The following is a 14,019-nucleotide window of genomic DNA, read 5'->3' as shown; positions in this document are numbered from 1 at the left end:
AATTTAAATAAATAATGTGTAAAGGTTGCTTAAATCCAATTTATGAATGTTTATCTTACTACTTTGAAAATTCTTTACGGTTTGTAAGCTTCACTATAGGAAATTCCGTAAGAATCATCGCTAAAAAAATCAAAGTACAACCTAGTATTCCATTGGGGGATAGTACTTCTTGAATAACGACAAATGCTGTGACAGCAGCAAATACAGGCTCCATGGCAAATATTAATGCAACCTTTGCAGCAGACGTAATTTGCTGATATTTTGTTTGTATTAAAAATGCCAATGCAGTTGCAAAAATTGAAGTAATCACTAATGCGACAATAACATCGATGTGTAAGAAATCCTCCATTGAAATTGCTGAGTGACTTTCAAATATACTTGAACTAAAAAAACTAAACAATGATACGGTAAATAATTGAATAATTGTTAATAAAAGTGCATCATGTTTCTTCGTGTATTTACTTGTGAAAACGATATGAAGGGCGAAAGCTAAAGCACAAAACAAAACAAGAAGATCTCCTACATTAACAGTAGATATATCTGAAAGTGTCAAAAAATATAGGCCGAGTGTTCCAACTATCGAGCTAAAAATTACGATTGATCTTAGTTTTTCTTTTAATATCCATAGAGATAATAGAGGTACTATCATTACACTTAATCCTGTAATAAAACCTGCTTTAGATGATGTTGTATACAGTAACCCTACAGTTTGAAATGCATAGCCTAAGAATAAGATGAAACCTAAAAAAACACCTGAAATTAATAATTCCTTTGTGATTCGTAAGTAAAATCTTTTTCTTACAAATAGCAATAATAATAGGGTTGCCAATAGAAACCGAGTTCCGTTAAATAAATGGGGTGGTAAAAACTCAATAGCTTTTTGAACAATGACAAAAGTTGCACCCCAAATAAATGCTACAAATAATAAACTTGAATCTGCTACTAATTTATTCACTTTTTTTCCATCTTTCTAAAATCTTTTTTATCGGGACTACCTTACTATATTGCTTTTGTGTCATTTTTCCCTGTGTTATTCTTGAATGATTGTTTCAATGCACATCTAAGATCTATTTTCAACATGCATTCAAAAAAGTGCCTATTGTTTCAATATTGCTGCTCTTGCTAACTGATCAGCAACTTTATTTTCTTTACTAGGAATCCATTTTATAAAAAATAAGTCAAACTGTTCTGAAAGTTCCAATACTTGTTGCAATAAGGGATAAAAAGCCTTATTTTTAACAAATCTCTTTTCAATTGCTTGATCTACAAGTTGAGAATCTGTTCGGAAAGATACAACTTTATAGCCTTGTTTCTGACAAATTTCCATACCTTTAATAAGAGCATGATATTCAGCTTCATGATTAGTCATTTTGCCAAGAGGAAGGGAATATTGTTCAGCAGTACCATGCCCTCTAATAAACACACCTGCACCTGATAGACCAGGATCACCGGCACTTGCACCATCAACATACACCTCAATCATAGATAAATAAGTCCCCCCTAAAATTGTAAATTGTTTTACAAAAAATTAAACAATGATAAAATAGATACCATTATTAATTTGTGTTGAAGCTAAAGTAAATCGAATATGATTATAGCATACTGATAATATTAGTACATAAAAGAAATAATGTAGAAGATAAGTTTCACGAAAAGTGCAAGCACCTTATAGAAAATTCGTTTTCAGGAGTGAAATTAGTGAAATATAGAATTGAATGGACATATATAACAAAAAGAAAGCTAGAAACAAGTCTTGTGTCTGAATATTTATCATTAAATGAAGCCATTGTATTAGCTGAGGATTTTACTTCTACAGGTAGAGTAAAGAACCTTCAGTTTATATCTGAAGATGAGCAATCTTGGAACTTAAAAGAACTTAAAAAATTCAGGGATATTGTTAAAGATGAACCACATGATGTAGTTGCTTTTTTTGATGGAGGTTTTCAAAAAACAACTGGTATTGCTGGTTTTGGTGCTGTTATCTATTATACGCAAAGTGGAATGCGATATCGCATTAGAATGAATGAAAAGGTAGATGGTATAGGATCGAATAATGAAGCAGAATATGCTGCATTTGCTTTTTTAGTTACTATTCTTGAAGAGAATGGTATTAACAAACAAAAAATTCAGTTTTATGGGGATTCGCAAGTTGTGCTAAAACAATTATCTGGAGAATGGCCTTGTTATGAAGAAGAATTTAATTTATGGTTAGATAAAATTGAGCATCAATTAAAAAAGCTTAAAATAATGCCTAGTTATGAATCAATTTCCAGAAAAGAAAATACTGAAGCTGATAAACTAGCATCACAAGCTATGGAAGGAATAGAAATAAGTAGTAAATTGATCATTGATGAGGAAGTTGAAGAAGATGAGTAAAAAGCAAACATTACAAGAACTAAGTGAAATCATTGACACATATTGTGTGGATTGTTTAGTCAAAAAACATCTACGTGAGGAAAGTGGCAAACGTTTTGCACATTCTTTTTGTATTAATCAATGTACTGTAGGATTGAAAATAAAAAATGTTGGAAAAAAGCTAACATAATAAAAGAAGAAAAAAATCCGCCGAAAAGCGGATTTTTTTATAGCAACCTATTTGATATCAAAAAACAGTTATTTATTGCTTTGCTTCACTTAATTGATGTTCACATTGTTCTAAGAGCTTTTTTTGTTTTGAAATAAACAACTGATCGACACCAGTTTCAGTTGTTCTGTTCATGATCTCTTTGGCATCATTTATTGCATTTTCTGCATGTTCAAGAGCTTCGGGATCTAATTGCATTGTTGCCGAACCAACCATTTTCTGTGCAGATTTAACAGCAGCTTCAAGTTGACTTATATCATTCATTCCGCTAATTAGTCCTGTATGATTAATTTGATCCATGATCTAACACCTCCAACTATAGTCTTTGAATTTAAAGATGAAATATTCGTTAAAAAAAACAATTTCATAAATATATCCGAAATTAAAATGTCGTGGTAAAATAGAAGTAGATATATTGTTTGTAAAAATATAGCATCTAAGTAAAGATAATGAACTATTTTTTCGCAAAATTCATAATAGAAGGAGTAGAAGTGACGGTGTCAAATGAGCCTTTAGATTCATCTATTAAAGAAGCATTCTCAGAAATCTATAAAGATCTAGATAAATTAGTCTTTATAGCGAACAATGCAAATGTGTTTAATCAGAACGAAGTTAGTCGAATTGAAAAAGGTATTAAACAAAACGTTAAAGCAATAGAATATTTATTAATAAGTCAAAAAACGAGAACATAAATGGTTCTCGTTTTTTTGAAGATTTCATGTATATATGTATTTATATTTAGTTAAACTGTTTTGTGAAACTATAGCTTTAACAACTCTAAATAACTTGTATTATAAAACCTGATGCTTATTTTTTATGGTGAATGCGTTTTAGCTATAAACACATTTAGTGGGTCCAGTAACAATAGTGAAATTAAAAAGAGATTGGAGAATATCCCCAATCTCTGTAAATTCATATGTTTATGGTTTAAATCACTTTTTTTAATTGTAAGTGATTATAACTTTGAAACGTTAGCTGCTTGTGGTCCACGGTTACCTTCTACGATTTCGAAAGAAACTTCTTGACCTTCTTCTAATGATTTGTACCCGTCACCTTGAATTGCTGTGAAGTGTACGAATACATCGTCTCCACCTTCAACCTCGATAAAACCAAAACCTTTTTCATTATTAAACCATTTTACTTTACCGTTTTGCATAGTACTTAATCCTCCTAATACTGTAGCACAGGTGGTGCTAAAAAAATTTTATCATAAAAAGAATATGATATGTACGAAGATGATTTGATTACAAAGGATGCTATTATATATATTCAAATTGATGATACTTTAACTATACATTAGATAAGCAAAAACCGTCAAGGATAAGTAGGAATTTTTAACAAAACTTTCTGAAATTTTATTTGAAATAAATGATTTCTTCACAAATATTCACATATAATGCAGTAAAGCCTTGGGGGTATTTTATGCGAAAACTTTACATAAAGGATCAAGAAGTGATTGTAACATGTAGTAGAAATGTTGATTGGACAGGATTCCAAAGAGCATGTGCTAGTATAAGTGATTTAGAGAATGAATGTTTACTAATAAAAAAATCATCATTAGTATTGATTTCTCAGAAAGAAAATGAATATTTTGTAATTGAGAGAATGAATACGGATACCTTTACCTTACATATCCATTATAATATTTTAAATCAACAAGTTTACAAGGTTTAACGATTGCAACAAAACTAATTAAGAGGCTAGTAAGAATTATTTCGAAAATATTCAAAAGAAACTGAATATTTAATGAATATGTCGTAAGAAAATTAGTTTTCTTTTTTGAAAAAAGGTTTATAATTATGGTAATACTAATGTAGCTTATTATATGCTGCACAAGATGAGTTCTTTACATAACCATCTTAAAATCTAAGCTACATTTGCTAAAAGAAAGGGGAATGTACAATATGGCAGAAAAGTCTTTTACAATTACACATGAAGCAGGATTGCATGCTAGACCAGCAACAGCATTGGTGAATGCTGTTAATTCATTCACATCTGATGTGAATTTAGAGGCAAATGGACGTACAGTGAATTTAAAATCAATTATGGGTGTTATGTCTTTAGGGATTTCTAAAGGTACTAAAATTACGATTTCTGCAAGTGGTAGCGATGCTGAAGAAGCGTTAGCAGCAGTTGAAAGAGCAATTACTACTGAAGGTTTGGGAGAATAAAAAATGGCAACAGGATCCATTCCTGTTGCCCATTTTTTATTCTTTTCTCGTTTTATCTCGTTGATCTTTATTTCTTTTATTACCTTTGCTGTTATCTCCAGGAATGTGTTCTTCAGCTAATTCTAATTCATACTTATTCTTTTTGGGTGAGTTTTGATTTTCACTACCATTATTAATTTTTTTGGTCATATTATTATTATCCTCCTACAGATCAAGTGAATTAATTACTGTAATGAGGTTATTTTGAACCTAATGGGAGTAAATATTCATCAGGATGTTAATAGTTCCAATAAAGATGGTTATTACTGTATGGGAAATGCATGTTCATTTTAAAGCTTTAGCTTTCTTCGTTACTCACCTTGCTGCGGTGATTATAACTAAACAGTGTAACTCCGCTCCTTAAATGCTTCATGCCTCGAAAGTTAATAGTTTTTAAACAGCCTAAAAGGGCTTGTAAATATACTTTATATACAAATTAAAAGTCTGTTCATCAAAGTGAACAGACTTTTTCTGTACTAAAGCTGTACCAAATTTTTATCATTTGCAGCTAGTTTATTTTCTAATCTCTTTGAACGGTGAATCCAACCTGTATATGAGGAAATGATCTCATTATGGTTATTGATTTTAGCAACAGCCATATAAGGGTAATGATTTTTATGGCGAAATCGTAAGTCCAACCAACGAACTTCGTCTCCGTTTATTCCAGGAACGATAAGCGCATGTGTATGAGCTGAATTTGATAAAAAATGGCCGACGTTTTTATCTTTTAATGAAGTTTTTATTTTAGGACAATTTTCATCATGTTTATCAAAGTGGTGAATCCATTGCAGCTTTTTATATGTTACTGAACCAACATAATAGGTTGAATTAGTTTCAATAACAAAATCCCATTTATGTAACCATATTGAAGGTATAAGTGTAAAAATACCATCTATTTCAGTAGAATCAATAATAATACCGCGTATTATTTTGTATATGCAAAACCTAATGATAATGTAAATACCTACAAAGATATATACAAAGGCGAATGTAGGTCCTGGTGAGAAACCAAGATACCATAAGATAAAGCCAACTATATGAAAAAGATAGATGATTGGGTCTATTAAAGGTAGAAAATTTAATGATAGCCATTTCTTTGTAAAGGGTCTACCAGCTTGTGTTCCATATGCATTCATAAGATCTAACCCAACATGTAAAACAACACCTAAAAATGTCCAATAAAGTATAGGAAAGAAATCTATATTACCTGCAAATAATAAAATGATGCCGGAAATTAATAAAGTCCATATCATAAGGGCGAAAACTGAGTGTGATGTACCTCTATGATGCTCAATATACATTCCATTACCTTTAACTAATTTTATCAAATAGTCAAAATCAGGCGCATTTGAACCTAGTACAGTTCCGTATAAAATGGCAGTAGCAAGTGATGGGTCTGAAGATACAGCAGGATCGAGATAAGCTAGACCTGCTAACCCAAACCCAAAAGTGATGTGAGTACTTGTATCCATTTTAAACCTCCAGGTAAGTTGTTAAACACTTTCACCCAAAAAGATTTAGTAATTAACAGAACCAATCATCAGTTTTTTATCTCTTATATATGATGCTTCTTTAAGCATATCTTCTAATATTAAGTCAGCAGAGTTAGGGATATGAATTTTTTTAATATTTTCTTTCATTTGTTTTAATCGTTTTTCATCTCCTAAAAGATTATTTACTTCATCAAATATATCCTCAATTTGATTTACAATGATAGCAGCATTTTTTTCTTCAAAGTATAAGGCATTCTCTTTTTCCTGGCCAGGAACTGGTTTATAGAGAATGACAGGTACACCTAATGCAGTTGCTTCAGTCAATGTTATTCCACCAGGTTTAGTAATCATACATGAAGCGATGCGATATAACTCATCTATTCTTTCAACATAACTCATAATTTTAATTTGTTTAGGATAGCTTAATGAAAGAGTCTCAAGACTTTCTTTTAAAAGTGAGTTATTTCCGCAAACCACAACAGTTTGGGTATTTGTACTTTTGGAGATAAAAGCTTGACATAATTCCTTAACATTTTTTAAAACTCCATGTGCTCCTGCCATGATTAATAAGGTCTTTTTAGTAGGATCCAGGTTATATTTATTATAAATCTCTGCTGTATTAAGTGTTTGTTCAAACTGCGTACGAATTGGGATACCCGTTACTTTAATCGTGCTGGGGCTAATTCCAATACTAATTAGCTTTTCTTTCACATTTTTTGTTGCTACATAGTATTTATCTATATTTTCATGGACCCATATTCTGTGTAAACAGAAATCTGTTAATACGTTAAATGTAGGAATGACAGTTCCTGTTTTACGACGATATTCTGGCACGACGATCATGGGAAATGTATTGATGATCATATCAGGCTGTTCATTTTTCACAATTTGATGTAAACGTTTGTGTCCCATTTTAAAATATAGATTCATCATACGTTTGTTGTAAATTTTATCTACTCCGTAATAGAAGAGACGATAAAATTGTTTACCTATTGAGAAACTCTTCAAATAAAGGTATTGAGTTATCTCAGAAAATATAGGGAAGGATTCAGAGTAAAGGTTGCATACTACAATTTTCTCAAATCCAAGATCTTTGCATTTTTTTTCTAGAGTTTTGGCAACTTGGACGTGGCCGTTACCATACTTGGCTGTTAAAATTAAAACCTTTTTCAACATTTTCACCTCAATCTAATCTGAAACAGTTCAATACAATCAAAAACAGCTCATATCAATTAATATGTTTATATGAACTGAATTTGTCTTAAAGATTACCATATAAATGTTATTTATTTATAAAGCATTTATTAAGTATTTCTTAAGATGTAAAATTCTTGTAAAATATTTGAGATTGTAAGGCGAGTGAAATCATATATTATATCCTCTATGGTGAAATTACTATCACTTTTCTACACAGAAGTTTAAATTAATCCCAAAGATATGGAGTTTCCTGGTAAACATAGTAATTTAACCAATTAACAAAAAGAAGATGGGCATGAGATCTCCAGCAATGAATCGGCTTGTTTTTTGGATCATTGTTTTTAAAATAATTTTCAGGAATATTAATCTCTAAGCCTTTAGCTAAATCTCTTTCATATTCATCTTTTAATGAAGTTAATTCATATTCTGGATGTCCGGTAAGGAAAACTTGTTTACCATCCCTAGACATGACTAGGCATACACCAGCTTTTTCAGAAACGGAAAGTATTTGTAATTCTTGAACTTGTTCAATTTGTTCCTTAAAAACATCTGTATGTCTAGAATGTGGTACATAATAATGATCATCAAAGCCTCTCAATAATTTTACTGTAGGATCAATTATTTCATGCTCGAAGATTCCGAAGCATTTTTTTTCCAATTTATACTTATTTACGCCATAGTGATGGAAAAGTCCTGCTTGTGCACCCCAACAAATATGTAAAGTTGAAGTAACGTTTGTTTTTGACCAATCCATAATTGCTTGTAGTTCAGTCCAGTATGAAACATCTTTAAACTCTAAATGTTCAATTGGTGCTCCGGTAATAATCATTCCATCGTATTTTTTATGTTGGATATGCTTAAACGTAGTATAAAATTCCTTTAAATGCTCAATCGTAGTATTTTTCGACTTATGAGTTTCAGGTCTTAGAAACGTAATATTTAGTTGTAACGGTGAATTTCCAAGTAGTCGTAATAATTGTGTTTCTGTTTTCTCTTTCTCAGGCATGATATTTAAAATAACAATGTTCAAAGGCCGTATATCTTGTGAATAGGCTCTTTTTTCATCCATAATAAAAATGTTTTCTTGCTCAAGAATTTCTTTTGCTGGTAAATGATTAGGTATATTAATCGGCATTAAAAGTACCCCCATAAATTTATATTAGACTCTTTTGTTTAAAGGTGCAGCAAACTAATCGTAAGAATACAATGGTAACTTGTTATAATCGCATGAGAGGTATATTCTATGTAGAAAAGATGACATTAGACTTTGTACATTTCTGTTTATGAGTATATAAACTACATAATCCTTAACAAAATAGAATGTTTTATAATACATTTCATTTTCTTTACTTATGAATTGAGATACCAACTAATATTTATTACAAGATTTGAATAGCTAATACACTATTATAAAAAAATTAGAAAAATTTTTCAATTCAAAAATTTCGCGAATCACTATTTAGCAGGTTGGATTTGCTGGTAGGGGAGTTTAAATTTAAAGCTTCTTATCAAATTTATGGTAAAATATTCTGTATGAAAAAATAGTAAGTTGATTTGTCTTTAAATATTAATATGTAACAACAATGCAAGAAATTGAACTATGTAAAATCTTAATTATTCAGTTGGTCTTTATTGTAATTAGCAATATAAGTTATTGGAAATCCAAATTTAGCTCTATGTTACTTAGTAACTTGCAGCTATAAGAATAGCAAATTTACAAGTTCATTTAGATGGGTGTAAATAAGGAAATGATGCGTGCAAATAGTAATAACGCGGCTTTTTATTTGATAAAGCAGCTTACTCTTTAGGAGGTAAGAATGTTTGATCCAACTGTATTCGATAATTTGAAGGTAGTAATCGAAGGCTATATTTATGACTTGGACTTAGGAAATGAGATTTCAATTAGACACCGAAGTGATGTTATTGATATGGCGACTATGTCACGTAAATATTCTATTCAATTTGTTAGTGATCATTTTAGAAGTACATTTGTACAAATTGAAATTAAAATGGATCAACAGCAATTAGCTGGAGAACTATTACAAACAATAAATAAACCGGGATGTGTTGTATCTTTATCATTTGTTGAAGACAGTAAATCGCAGGATTATGATGTTTTCTTTTATAAGAAATTAAAGAAGAATTGGTCTGGAAATCATGATGTTAAGTTGATATCAATAAAAGAACAGACGATGTCATCTATTAAATATATTCAAAAGTATCAAGTAAACTTTATTTCCTTATTTGGAGAAGATGATCTTGAGGAACTATTAAATATCGTAGATAATGCCATTCATTTGTTGAAAATGAAGTCAAGGAATTAACACACTACTTTTTGCGATGATATTTTAATCATGTGATAATGAAAATAAAATGGAGGTTTAAGATGAGTATATACAATTATGAAGTTGAAACGATAAAAGGTGAAAAGAAAACATTATCAGAATATAAAGGTCAAGTCTTATTGATTGTCAATACTGCTAGTAAATGTGGTTTCACACCCCAATATAAGGAACTGCAGAAATTATATGATGAACTAGGTGGTAAAGGCTTCACAGTACTAGGTTTTCCGTGTAATCAATTTATGGGTCAAGAACCTGGAGATAATGATGACATAGAAAGTTTTTGTGAAATAAATTATGGAGTGAAATTTCCAATGCATTCAAAGGTTGATGTAAATGGTGAAAATGCACATCCACTCTTTGTAGATTTAGCTTCTCAAGCTCCAGGGTTACTTGGGAGTAAGGCAATTAAATGGAATTTCACTAAATTCTTAGTTAATTCTAAGGGTGAGGTTGTCGAGAGGTTCTCCCCAAATACAAGTCCTAGTGATATAAAACCGAAAATAGAGCAATTACTAGAAGAAGTCTAATACCGGGCTTCTTTTTTTCTGTCTTTAATAATCGCTTTTTTTATTGTTATTTTGTAAAGAAAATTGAATGATAAGTTAGATAAAGTCTAAGTGTAACTTTTTTGTTATTCTAAAATTAAAAAGTATTGAATTTGATTTCCTGAAAGAGGAGTAATTTTGTATATATAATAACCAATGCTTATTAATTGTGATAAAGTTTCTGCACAATTATATCGCGGTTGCTCAAGTGGAGCATGATAACTTTTGTAAAGCTGCTTCAATTGATTACCTTCACACTGTAATAATATAACATGCTTGCCAGTCCAAGCCTGACCTATTGTTGATTGTGTTGGCCGTTTTAATCTTCTCATACAGAAGCTCCCTTTCATTGATCTTTTCATTGATAATATATGTATATAGGCTTGGATTCGATACACCTATTAGCCTTAAGAACTCTAGTAAGTAAGGAGAAAAGTCAAATGGATAAAAAGGTAGTGCTAGATGATATATCTAATTTTGTATATAACAAACTAATAAATGAAGGGAGTGGTCACGATTGGTGGCACATTGACAGAGTGAGAAAGAATGCATTGCTGATAGGGAAACGTGAAAATGCCAACTTGTTAACTATAGAGCTAGCGGCTTTATTGCATGATCTTATAGATGAAAAACTTGCTTCAGATATAAGGGTCTCTACAGTAGATATAAGAGCCTTAATAAAAAGGTATGAAGTGCCTGATTCTGTAGTTGATCATGTGCTTTCTATTATTCAACAAATAAGTTTTAGGACGAATACACCTCAAATGTTATTAACACTTGAAGGGAAAATCGTTCAAGATGCCGATCGCTTAGATGCGATTGGAGCAATCGGCATAGCCAGAACTTTTGCCTTTTCAGGATCACGTGGACACCTTATATATGATCCTGAAAATCAAAAAGGAAAAGATGCTATTCGCCATTTTTATGATAAGCTATTAAAACTAAAAAATTTAATGAATACTAAAACTGGTAAGGAATTAGCAGAAGAAAGACATAAGTTTATGGAGTTATATTTACAACAGTTTTATCACGAATGGGGTAGAACAGAATAGAATATAAAAGCTTGATTTCTTTACTTTTATAAATAAGTAAACCTTTTACCTGTGGATAAAGTTTACCAATCAACAAAGTGCTAATAATCACATCAGGCTTTAACCTTAGCGTTATAAAAAAACGCAAGTATGATGAAAATTGTCATAACTTGCGTATAAATCTATATTCAATTTACAAAACCTTATTTGGATTATTATGAGTTTGGTATCCTTTTCGCTCCTAAATACCTTGCGTTCCAGTAGCTATTTGATAATTCACTAATTGTTACACCATTTGATGAACTTGTATGGATAAATTGACCATTACCTAAGTAGATTCCGGCATGTGATGGGCCGGGTTTATATGTTTCAAAAAAGACTATATCACCTACTCCTACCTTTTGGACATCTTTAGAATAATTCCAAATTTCGTTTACAGTTCGCGGTAAGAGGATATCTGCTTTTTCATAAACATATTTTATAAAGCCGCTACAGTCAAAACCAGAAGGTGATGTACCACCCCACACATAATTTGTTCCTATAAGCGATTTTGCTATTGAAGTGACTGATGACTTCACTTCTGTGGTTTGGATTGCTTTGACTTTAACAGATTTTAGTGTTTTTCCTTTTTTATTTCTGTTAGAAAGAAGATGGATTTGTGTTGGTGTATTTATTTTACCAGTAACATGTAAATTATTCTTCTTTTGGTATTTTTTAACAGCTTTTAATGTTAATGGACCGAATATCCCATCTATCTGTCCCTCGTAATAATTTAACTTTTTTAATTGTTGTTGAAAGGGCTCAACTTCCTCACTATGATCTCCAAATACCAGTTCTTTGGGTGATGAATTTAATGTAGTAAGTTTTGTTAAAGTTTCTTTTCCAACTATCCCATCGACTTTTAAGTGGTGTAAACGTTGAAATTGCTTAACAGCTTCTTCGGTCCGCTTACCATAAACTGCATCAATGGAACCATTATAAAGAGTTAGGTTCGTCAATTTAGTCTGAACATTCTCCACAATCTGGCCCATATGACCGTATCTAATAATCTGTGATGTTTCAATGGATACATGTTTATTATCATTTTGATCTGCAGAAACCCCTGCTTTTACCAGTGAAGGTCCACTTAGCATTATTCCAGCAGCTACTGATGAAATAACAAATGCCTCTTTCGCTGAGCTTGCTATTGACATACTTTGTCTCTCCTAACTTGAATAAAATATAAAACAATGTCCCTAAAAAGATACTGTAAAAATCAAATATTATGACAAAATCATGTGTTTTCTATCAGATGTAGACAAGTTAAAACCTATTAATAGCAAGTGAAGAAGTGGCTATGTTACAATATCATTACGGAAACAAATTAACGAGGAGTGACAAAATGAAGATAAAATCAATAGAGCCTACTCCTAGTCCTAACACGATGAAAGTACTTTTATCAGAAGAGCTACCTTCTGGGAAGAGTAATAATTATAAAAAGGATCAGGCTAGCGATGCACCTACTGTAGTTAAAGAGATTCTAGAAGTGGAAGGTGTAAAAGGCGTTTATCATGTTGCTGATTTCCTTGCAGTTGAAAGAAATGCCAAATACGATTGGAAAGATATTTTGGCAGGGGTTCGTCAAGCTTTTGGTGAAGCGATAAATGAAGAATCAAATGAAAAATTAATAACTGATGATGCATTTGGTGAGGTGAAAGTATTTATCCAGATGTTTAATAATATCCCTATGCAAGTCAAATTAACGGATGGGGTCAAAGAGGAACGGTTTGGGCTTCAAGACCGATTTAAAGAAGCTGTTTTAAATGCACAGCAAGCTGATGAAAATGTAGTGCTAGATCGAGAGTGGAAAGAGCAGGGTGTAAGGTATGGTGATCTTGAGGATATCGGAAAAGAAGTTGTTGATGAAATAAACGCTGCCTATTCTGACGAGCGACTACAAAAGCTGGTGAATGAAACGAGTGGGGAAAAAGACAAAACGAATAAACCGATGAGAAGTTCTTACAAAGTTACTCTTGAAATGTTAAATGAAAGTGACTGGACAAAACGTTTTGCTCATTTAGATCAGATGAATCCTGCAGAAGAAGACCTTGAAGTTCTAGAGAAGGCGCTTGAAGATGAAAAAGCATCTATTAGAAGATTAGCAACTGTTTACTTAGGCATGATAGAAAAGTCAGAAGTTCTTCCTTTGTTATATAAAGCTCTAAACGATAAATCAGTAACAGTAAGAAGAACCGCAGGAGATTGTTTATCAGACATAGGAGATCCAGCGGCAATGCCAGCCATGATTGAAGCATTAAAAGATAAAAATAAACTTGTTAGATGGAGAGCGGCTATGTTCTTATTTGAAGTAGGTGACGAACAGGCTCTCCCTTCCTTAAGGGCAGCAGAAAATGACTCGGAGTTTGAGGTTAGTATGCAAATTAAAATGGCAATTGAACGTATAGAAGGTGGAGAAGAAGCGAAAGGGTCTGTTTGGAAGCAAATGACAGAAGCGAGAAAAGGATAAGCATAAATTCATTAAAGCAGTCAACATATATCGACTGCTTTTTATTTTTTTTAAAAATTGTTTGAATATTGTTGCAAAACTAGCAAATTCACACTATAGTATTTAACA

At 31.6% G+C, this 14,019-nt stretch carries 19 protein-coding genes; 9 read left to right on the top strand and 10 right to left on the bottom strand.

Annotated features, from left to right (window positions below):
* Window positions 1–58: 58 nt before the first annotated feature.
* Together FS935_RS03250 and FS935_RS03245 are read right to left on the bottom strand one after the other, a co-directional pair.
* Window positions 59–955: a DMT family transporter gene (locus FS935_RS03250; protein ID WP_146946080.1), complete on the bottom strand. Its 897-nt coding sequence runs from the start codon at window positions 953–955 to the stop codon at window positions 59–61.
* Window positions 956–1,096: 141 nt separating this feature from the next.
* The gene (locus FS935_RS03245) at window positions 1,097–1,483 is read right to left on the bottom strand and encodes a reverse transcriptase-like protein (protein ID WP_146946079.1); all 387 of its coding nucleotides are present in this window, start codon (window positions 1,481–1,483) and stop codon (window positions 1,097–1,099) included.
* Between the two features lie 215 nt (window positions 1,484–1,698).
* Between FS935_RS03245 and FS935_RS03240 the strand changes: the two genes are divergently transcribed.
* Together FS935_RS03240 and FS935_RS03235 are read left to right on the top strand one after the other, a co-directional pair.
* Complete coding sequence (locus FS935_RS03240) at window positions 1,699–2,376, top strand: reverse transcriptase-like protein (protein ID WP_146946078.1); 678 nt, start codon at window positions 1,699–1,701, stop codon at window positions 2,374–2,376.
* Entirely contained in the window at window positions 2,369–2,545 is a 177-nt protein-coding gene (locus FS935_RS03235; RefSeq protein WP_146946077.1) for a zinc-finger domain-containing protein, read from the top strand. The genes FS935_RS03240 and FS935_RS03235 overlap by 8 nt, the downstream gene beginning before the upstream one ends.
* 72 nt (window positions 2,546–2,617) lie before the next feature.
* Here FS935_RS03235 and FS935_RS03230 read toward each other — a convergent pair whose 3' ends face one another.
* The gene (locus FS935_RS03230) at window positions 2,618–2,884 is read right to left on the bottom strand and encodes a DUF2564 family protein (RefSeq protein ID WP_146946076.1); all 267 of its coding nucleotides are present in this window, start codon (window positions 2,882–2,884) and stop codon (window positions 2,618–2,620) included.
* Window positions 2,885–3,081: 197 nt separating this feature from the next.
* Between FS935_RS03230 and FS935_RS03225 the strand changes: the two genes are divergently transcribed.
* A complete protein-coding gene (locus tag FS935_RS03225) occupies window positions 3,082–3,276 on the top strand; it encodes a hypothetical protein (protein WP_158638519.1) in 195 nt (64 codons plus the stop codon).
* A 263-nt stretch (window positions 3,277–3,539) separates the two neighbouring features.
* On the opposite strand, the gene cspD is transcribed toward FS935_RS03225, so the two are convergent.
* On the bottom strand, window positions 3,540–3,740 hold the full coding sequence (cspD, locus tag FS935_RS03220; protein WP_146946074.1) for a cold-shock protein CspD: 201 nt from the start codon (window positions 3,738–3,740) through the stop codon (window positions 3,540–3,542).
* Between the two features lie 266 nt (window positions 3,741–4,006).
* Between cspD and FS935_RS03215 the strand changes: the two genes are divergently transcribed.
* Window positions 4,007–4,258: a hypothetical protein gene (locus tag FS935_RS03215; RefSeq protein ID WP_146946073.1), complete on the top strand. Its 252-nt coding sequence runs from the start codon at window positions 4,007–4,009 to the stop codon at window positions 4,256–4,258.
* A gap of 230 nt (window positions 4,259–4,488) precedes the next feature.
* Window positions 4,489–4,755 carry a phosphocarrier protein HPr gene (locus FS935_RS03210; protein ID WP_146946072.1) on the top strand — a complete coding sequence of 89 codons (267 nt, stop codon included), beginning with the start codon at window positions 4,489–4,491 and terminating at the stop codon, window positions 4,753–4,755.
* Window positions 4,756–4,791: 36 nt separating this feature from the next.
* Here the strand turns inward: FS935_RS03210 and FS935_RS23590 are convergent, their stop codons facing one another.
* The 4 genes from FS935_RS23590 to metA form a co-directional block, all read right to left on the bottom strand.
* Entirely contained in the window at window positions 4,792–4,944 is a 153-nt protein-coding gene (locus FS935_RS23590; RefSeq protein ID WP_168714459.1) for a hypothetical protein, read from the bottom strand.
* 326 nt (window positions 4,945–5,270) lie between these two features.
* Window positions 5,271–6,266 (bottom strand): metal-dependent hydrolase, encoded by a 996-nt coding sequence (locus FS935_RS03205; protein ID WP_146946071.1) that lies wholly within the window; start codon window positions 6,264–6,266, stop codon window positions 5,271–5,273.
* A 45-nt stretch (window positions 6,267–6,311) separates the two neighbouring features.
* A complete protein-coding gene (locus FS935_RS03200) occupies window positions 6,312–7,469 on the bottom strand; it encodes a diglucosyl diacylglycerol synthase (protein WP_146946070.1) in 1,158 nt (385 codons plus the stop codon).
* A 241-nt stretch (window positions 7,470–7,710) separates the two neighbouring features.
* Window positions 7,711–8,619 carry a homoserine O-acetyltransferase MetA gene (metA, locus tag FS935_RS03195; protein ID WP_146946069.1) on the bottom strand — a complete coding sequence of 303 codons (909 nt, stop codon included), beginning with the start codon at window positions 8,617–8,619 and terminating at the stop codon, window positions 7,711–7,713.
* Window positions 8,620–9,301: 682 nt separating this feature from the next.
* Here metA and FS935_RS03190 point away from each other — a divergent pair.
* Window positions 9,302–9,808: a hypothetical protein gene (locus tag FS935_RS03190; protein WP_146946068.1), complete on the top strand. Its 507-nt coding sequence runs from the start codon at window positions 9,302–9,304 to the stop codon at window positions 9,806–9,808.
* Window positions 9,809–9,870: 62 nt separating this feature from the next.
* Window positions 9,871–10,356, top strand: a complete 486-nt coding sequence (locus tag FS935_RS03185; protein WP_146946067.1) for a glutathione peroxidase — start codon at window positions 9,871–9,873, stop codon at window positions 10,354–10,356.
* 104 nt (window positions 10,357–10,460) lie between these two features.
* On the opposite strand, the gene FS935_RS03180 is transcribed toward FS935_RS03185, so the two are convergent.
* The gene (locus tag FS935_RS03180) at window positions 10,461–10,706 is read right to left on the bottom strand and encodes a hypothetical protein (RefSeq protein WP_146946066.1); all 246 of its coding nucleotides are present in this window, start codon (window positions 10,704–10,706) and stop codon (window positions 10,461–10,463) included.
* Between the two features lie 108 nt (window positions 10,707–10,814).
* On the opposite strand from FS935_RS03180, the gene FS935_RS03175 reads away from it, so the two are divergent.
* Complete coding sequence (locus FS935_RS03175; protein WP_146946065.1) at window positions 10,815–11,426, top strand: HD domain-containing protein; 612 nt, start codon at window positions 10,815–10,817, stop codon at window positions 11,424–11,426.
* Between the two features lie 194 nt (window positions 11,427–11,620).
* Here FS935_RS03175 and FS935_RS03170 read toward each other — a convergent pair whose 3' ends face one another.
* A complete protein-coding gene (locus FS935_RS03170; protein ID WP_146946064.1) occupies window positions 11,621–12,598 on the bottom strand; it encodes a C40 family peptidase in 978 nt (325 codons plus the stop codon).
* A gap of 188 nt (window positions 12,599–12,786) precedes the next feature.
* On the opposite strand from FS935_RS03170, the gene FS935_RS03165 reads away from it, so the two are divergent.
* The gene (locus FS935_RS03165) at window positions 12,787–13,911 is read left to right on the top strand and encodes a conserved virulence factor C family protein (protein WP_146946063.1); all 1,125 of its coding nucleotides are present in this window, start codon (window positions 12,787–12,789) and stop codon (window positions 13,909–13,911) included.
* Window positions 13,912–14,019: the final 108 nt, after the last annotated feature.

It is taken from the genome of Metabacillus litoralis, assembly GCF_007994985.1.
In the GTDB taxonomy this organism is placed as follows: Bacteria; Bacillota; Bacilli; order Bacillales; family Bacillaceae; genus Metabacillus; species Metabacillus litoralis.
The sequence above is the reverse complement of the archived record's forward strand: the minus strand, read 5'-3'. Positions and strand labels throughout refer to the sequence as shown.

Coding starts and splice junctions, on each gene's coding strand:
- FS935_RS03210 (WP_146946072.1), top strand. CDS start 4,489: ATGGCAGAAAAGTCTTTTACAATTACACATGAAGCAGGATTGCATGCT.
- FS935_RS03245 (WP_146946079.1), bottom strand. CDS start 1,483: ATGATTGAGGTGTATGTTGATGGTGCAAGTGCCGGTGATCCTGGTCTA.
- FS935_RS03230 (WP_146946076.1), bottom strand. CDS start 2,884: ATGGATCAAATTAATCATACAGGACTAATTAGCGGAATGAATGATATA.
- FS935_RS03185 (WP_146946067.1), top strand. CDS start 9,871: ATGAGTATATACAATTATGAAGTTGAAACGATAAAAGGTGAAAAGAAA.
- cspD (WP_146946074.1), bottom strand. CDS start 3,740: ATGCAAAACGGTAAAGTAAAATGGTTTAATAATGAAAAAGGTTTTGGT.
- FS935_RS03215 (WP_146946073.1), top strand. CDS start 4,007: ATGCGAAAACTTTACATAAAGGATCAAGAAGTGATTGTAACATGTAGT.
- FS935_RS03175 (WP_146946065.1), top strand. CDS start 10,815: ATGGATAAAAAGGTAGTGCTAGATGATATATCTAATTTTGTATATAAC.
- FS935_RS03165 (WP_146946063.1), top strand. CDS start 12,787: ATGAAGATAAAATCAATAGAGCCTACTCCTAGTCCTAACACGATGAAA.
- FS935_RS23590 (WP_168714459.1), bottom strand. CDS start 4,944: ATGACCAAAAAAATTAATAATGGTAGTGAAAATCAAAACTCACCCAAA.
- FS935_RS03235 (WP_146946077.1), top strand. CDS start 2,369: ATGAGTAAAAAGCAAACATTACAAGAACTAAGTGAAATCATTGACACA.
- metA (WP_146946069.1), bottom strand. CDS start 8,619: ATGCCGATTAATATACCTAATCATTTACCAGCAAAAGAAATTCTTGAG.
- FS935_RS03170 (WP_146946064.1), bottom strand. CDS start 12,598: ATGTCAATAGCAAGCTCAGCGAAAGAGGCATTTGTTATTTCATCAGTA.
- FS935_RS03180 (WP_146946066.1), bottom strand. CDS start 10,706: ATGAGAAGATTAAAACGGCCAACACAATCAACAATAGGTCAGGCTTGG.
- FS935_RS03190 (WP_146946068.1), top strand. CDS start 9,302: ATGTTTGATCCAACTGTATTCGATAATTTGAAGGTAGTAATCGAAGGC.
- FS935_RS03205 (WP_146946071.1), bottom strand. CDS start 6,266: ATGGATACAAGTACTCACATCACTTTTGGGTTTGGGTTAGCAGGTCTA.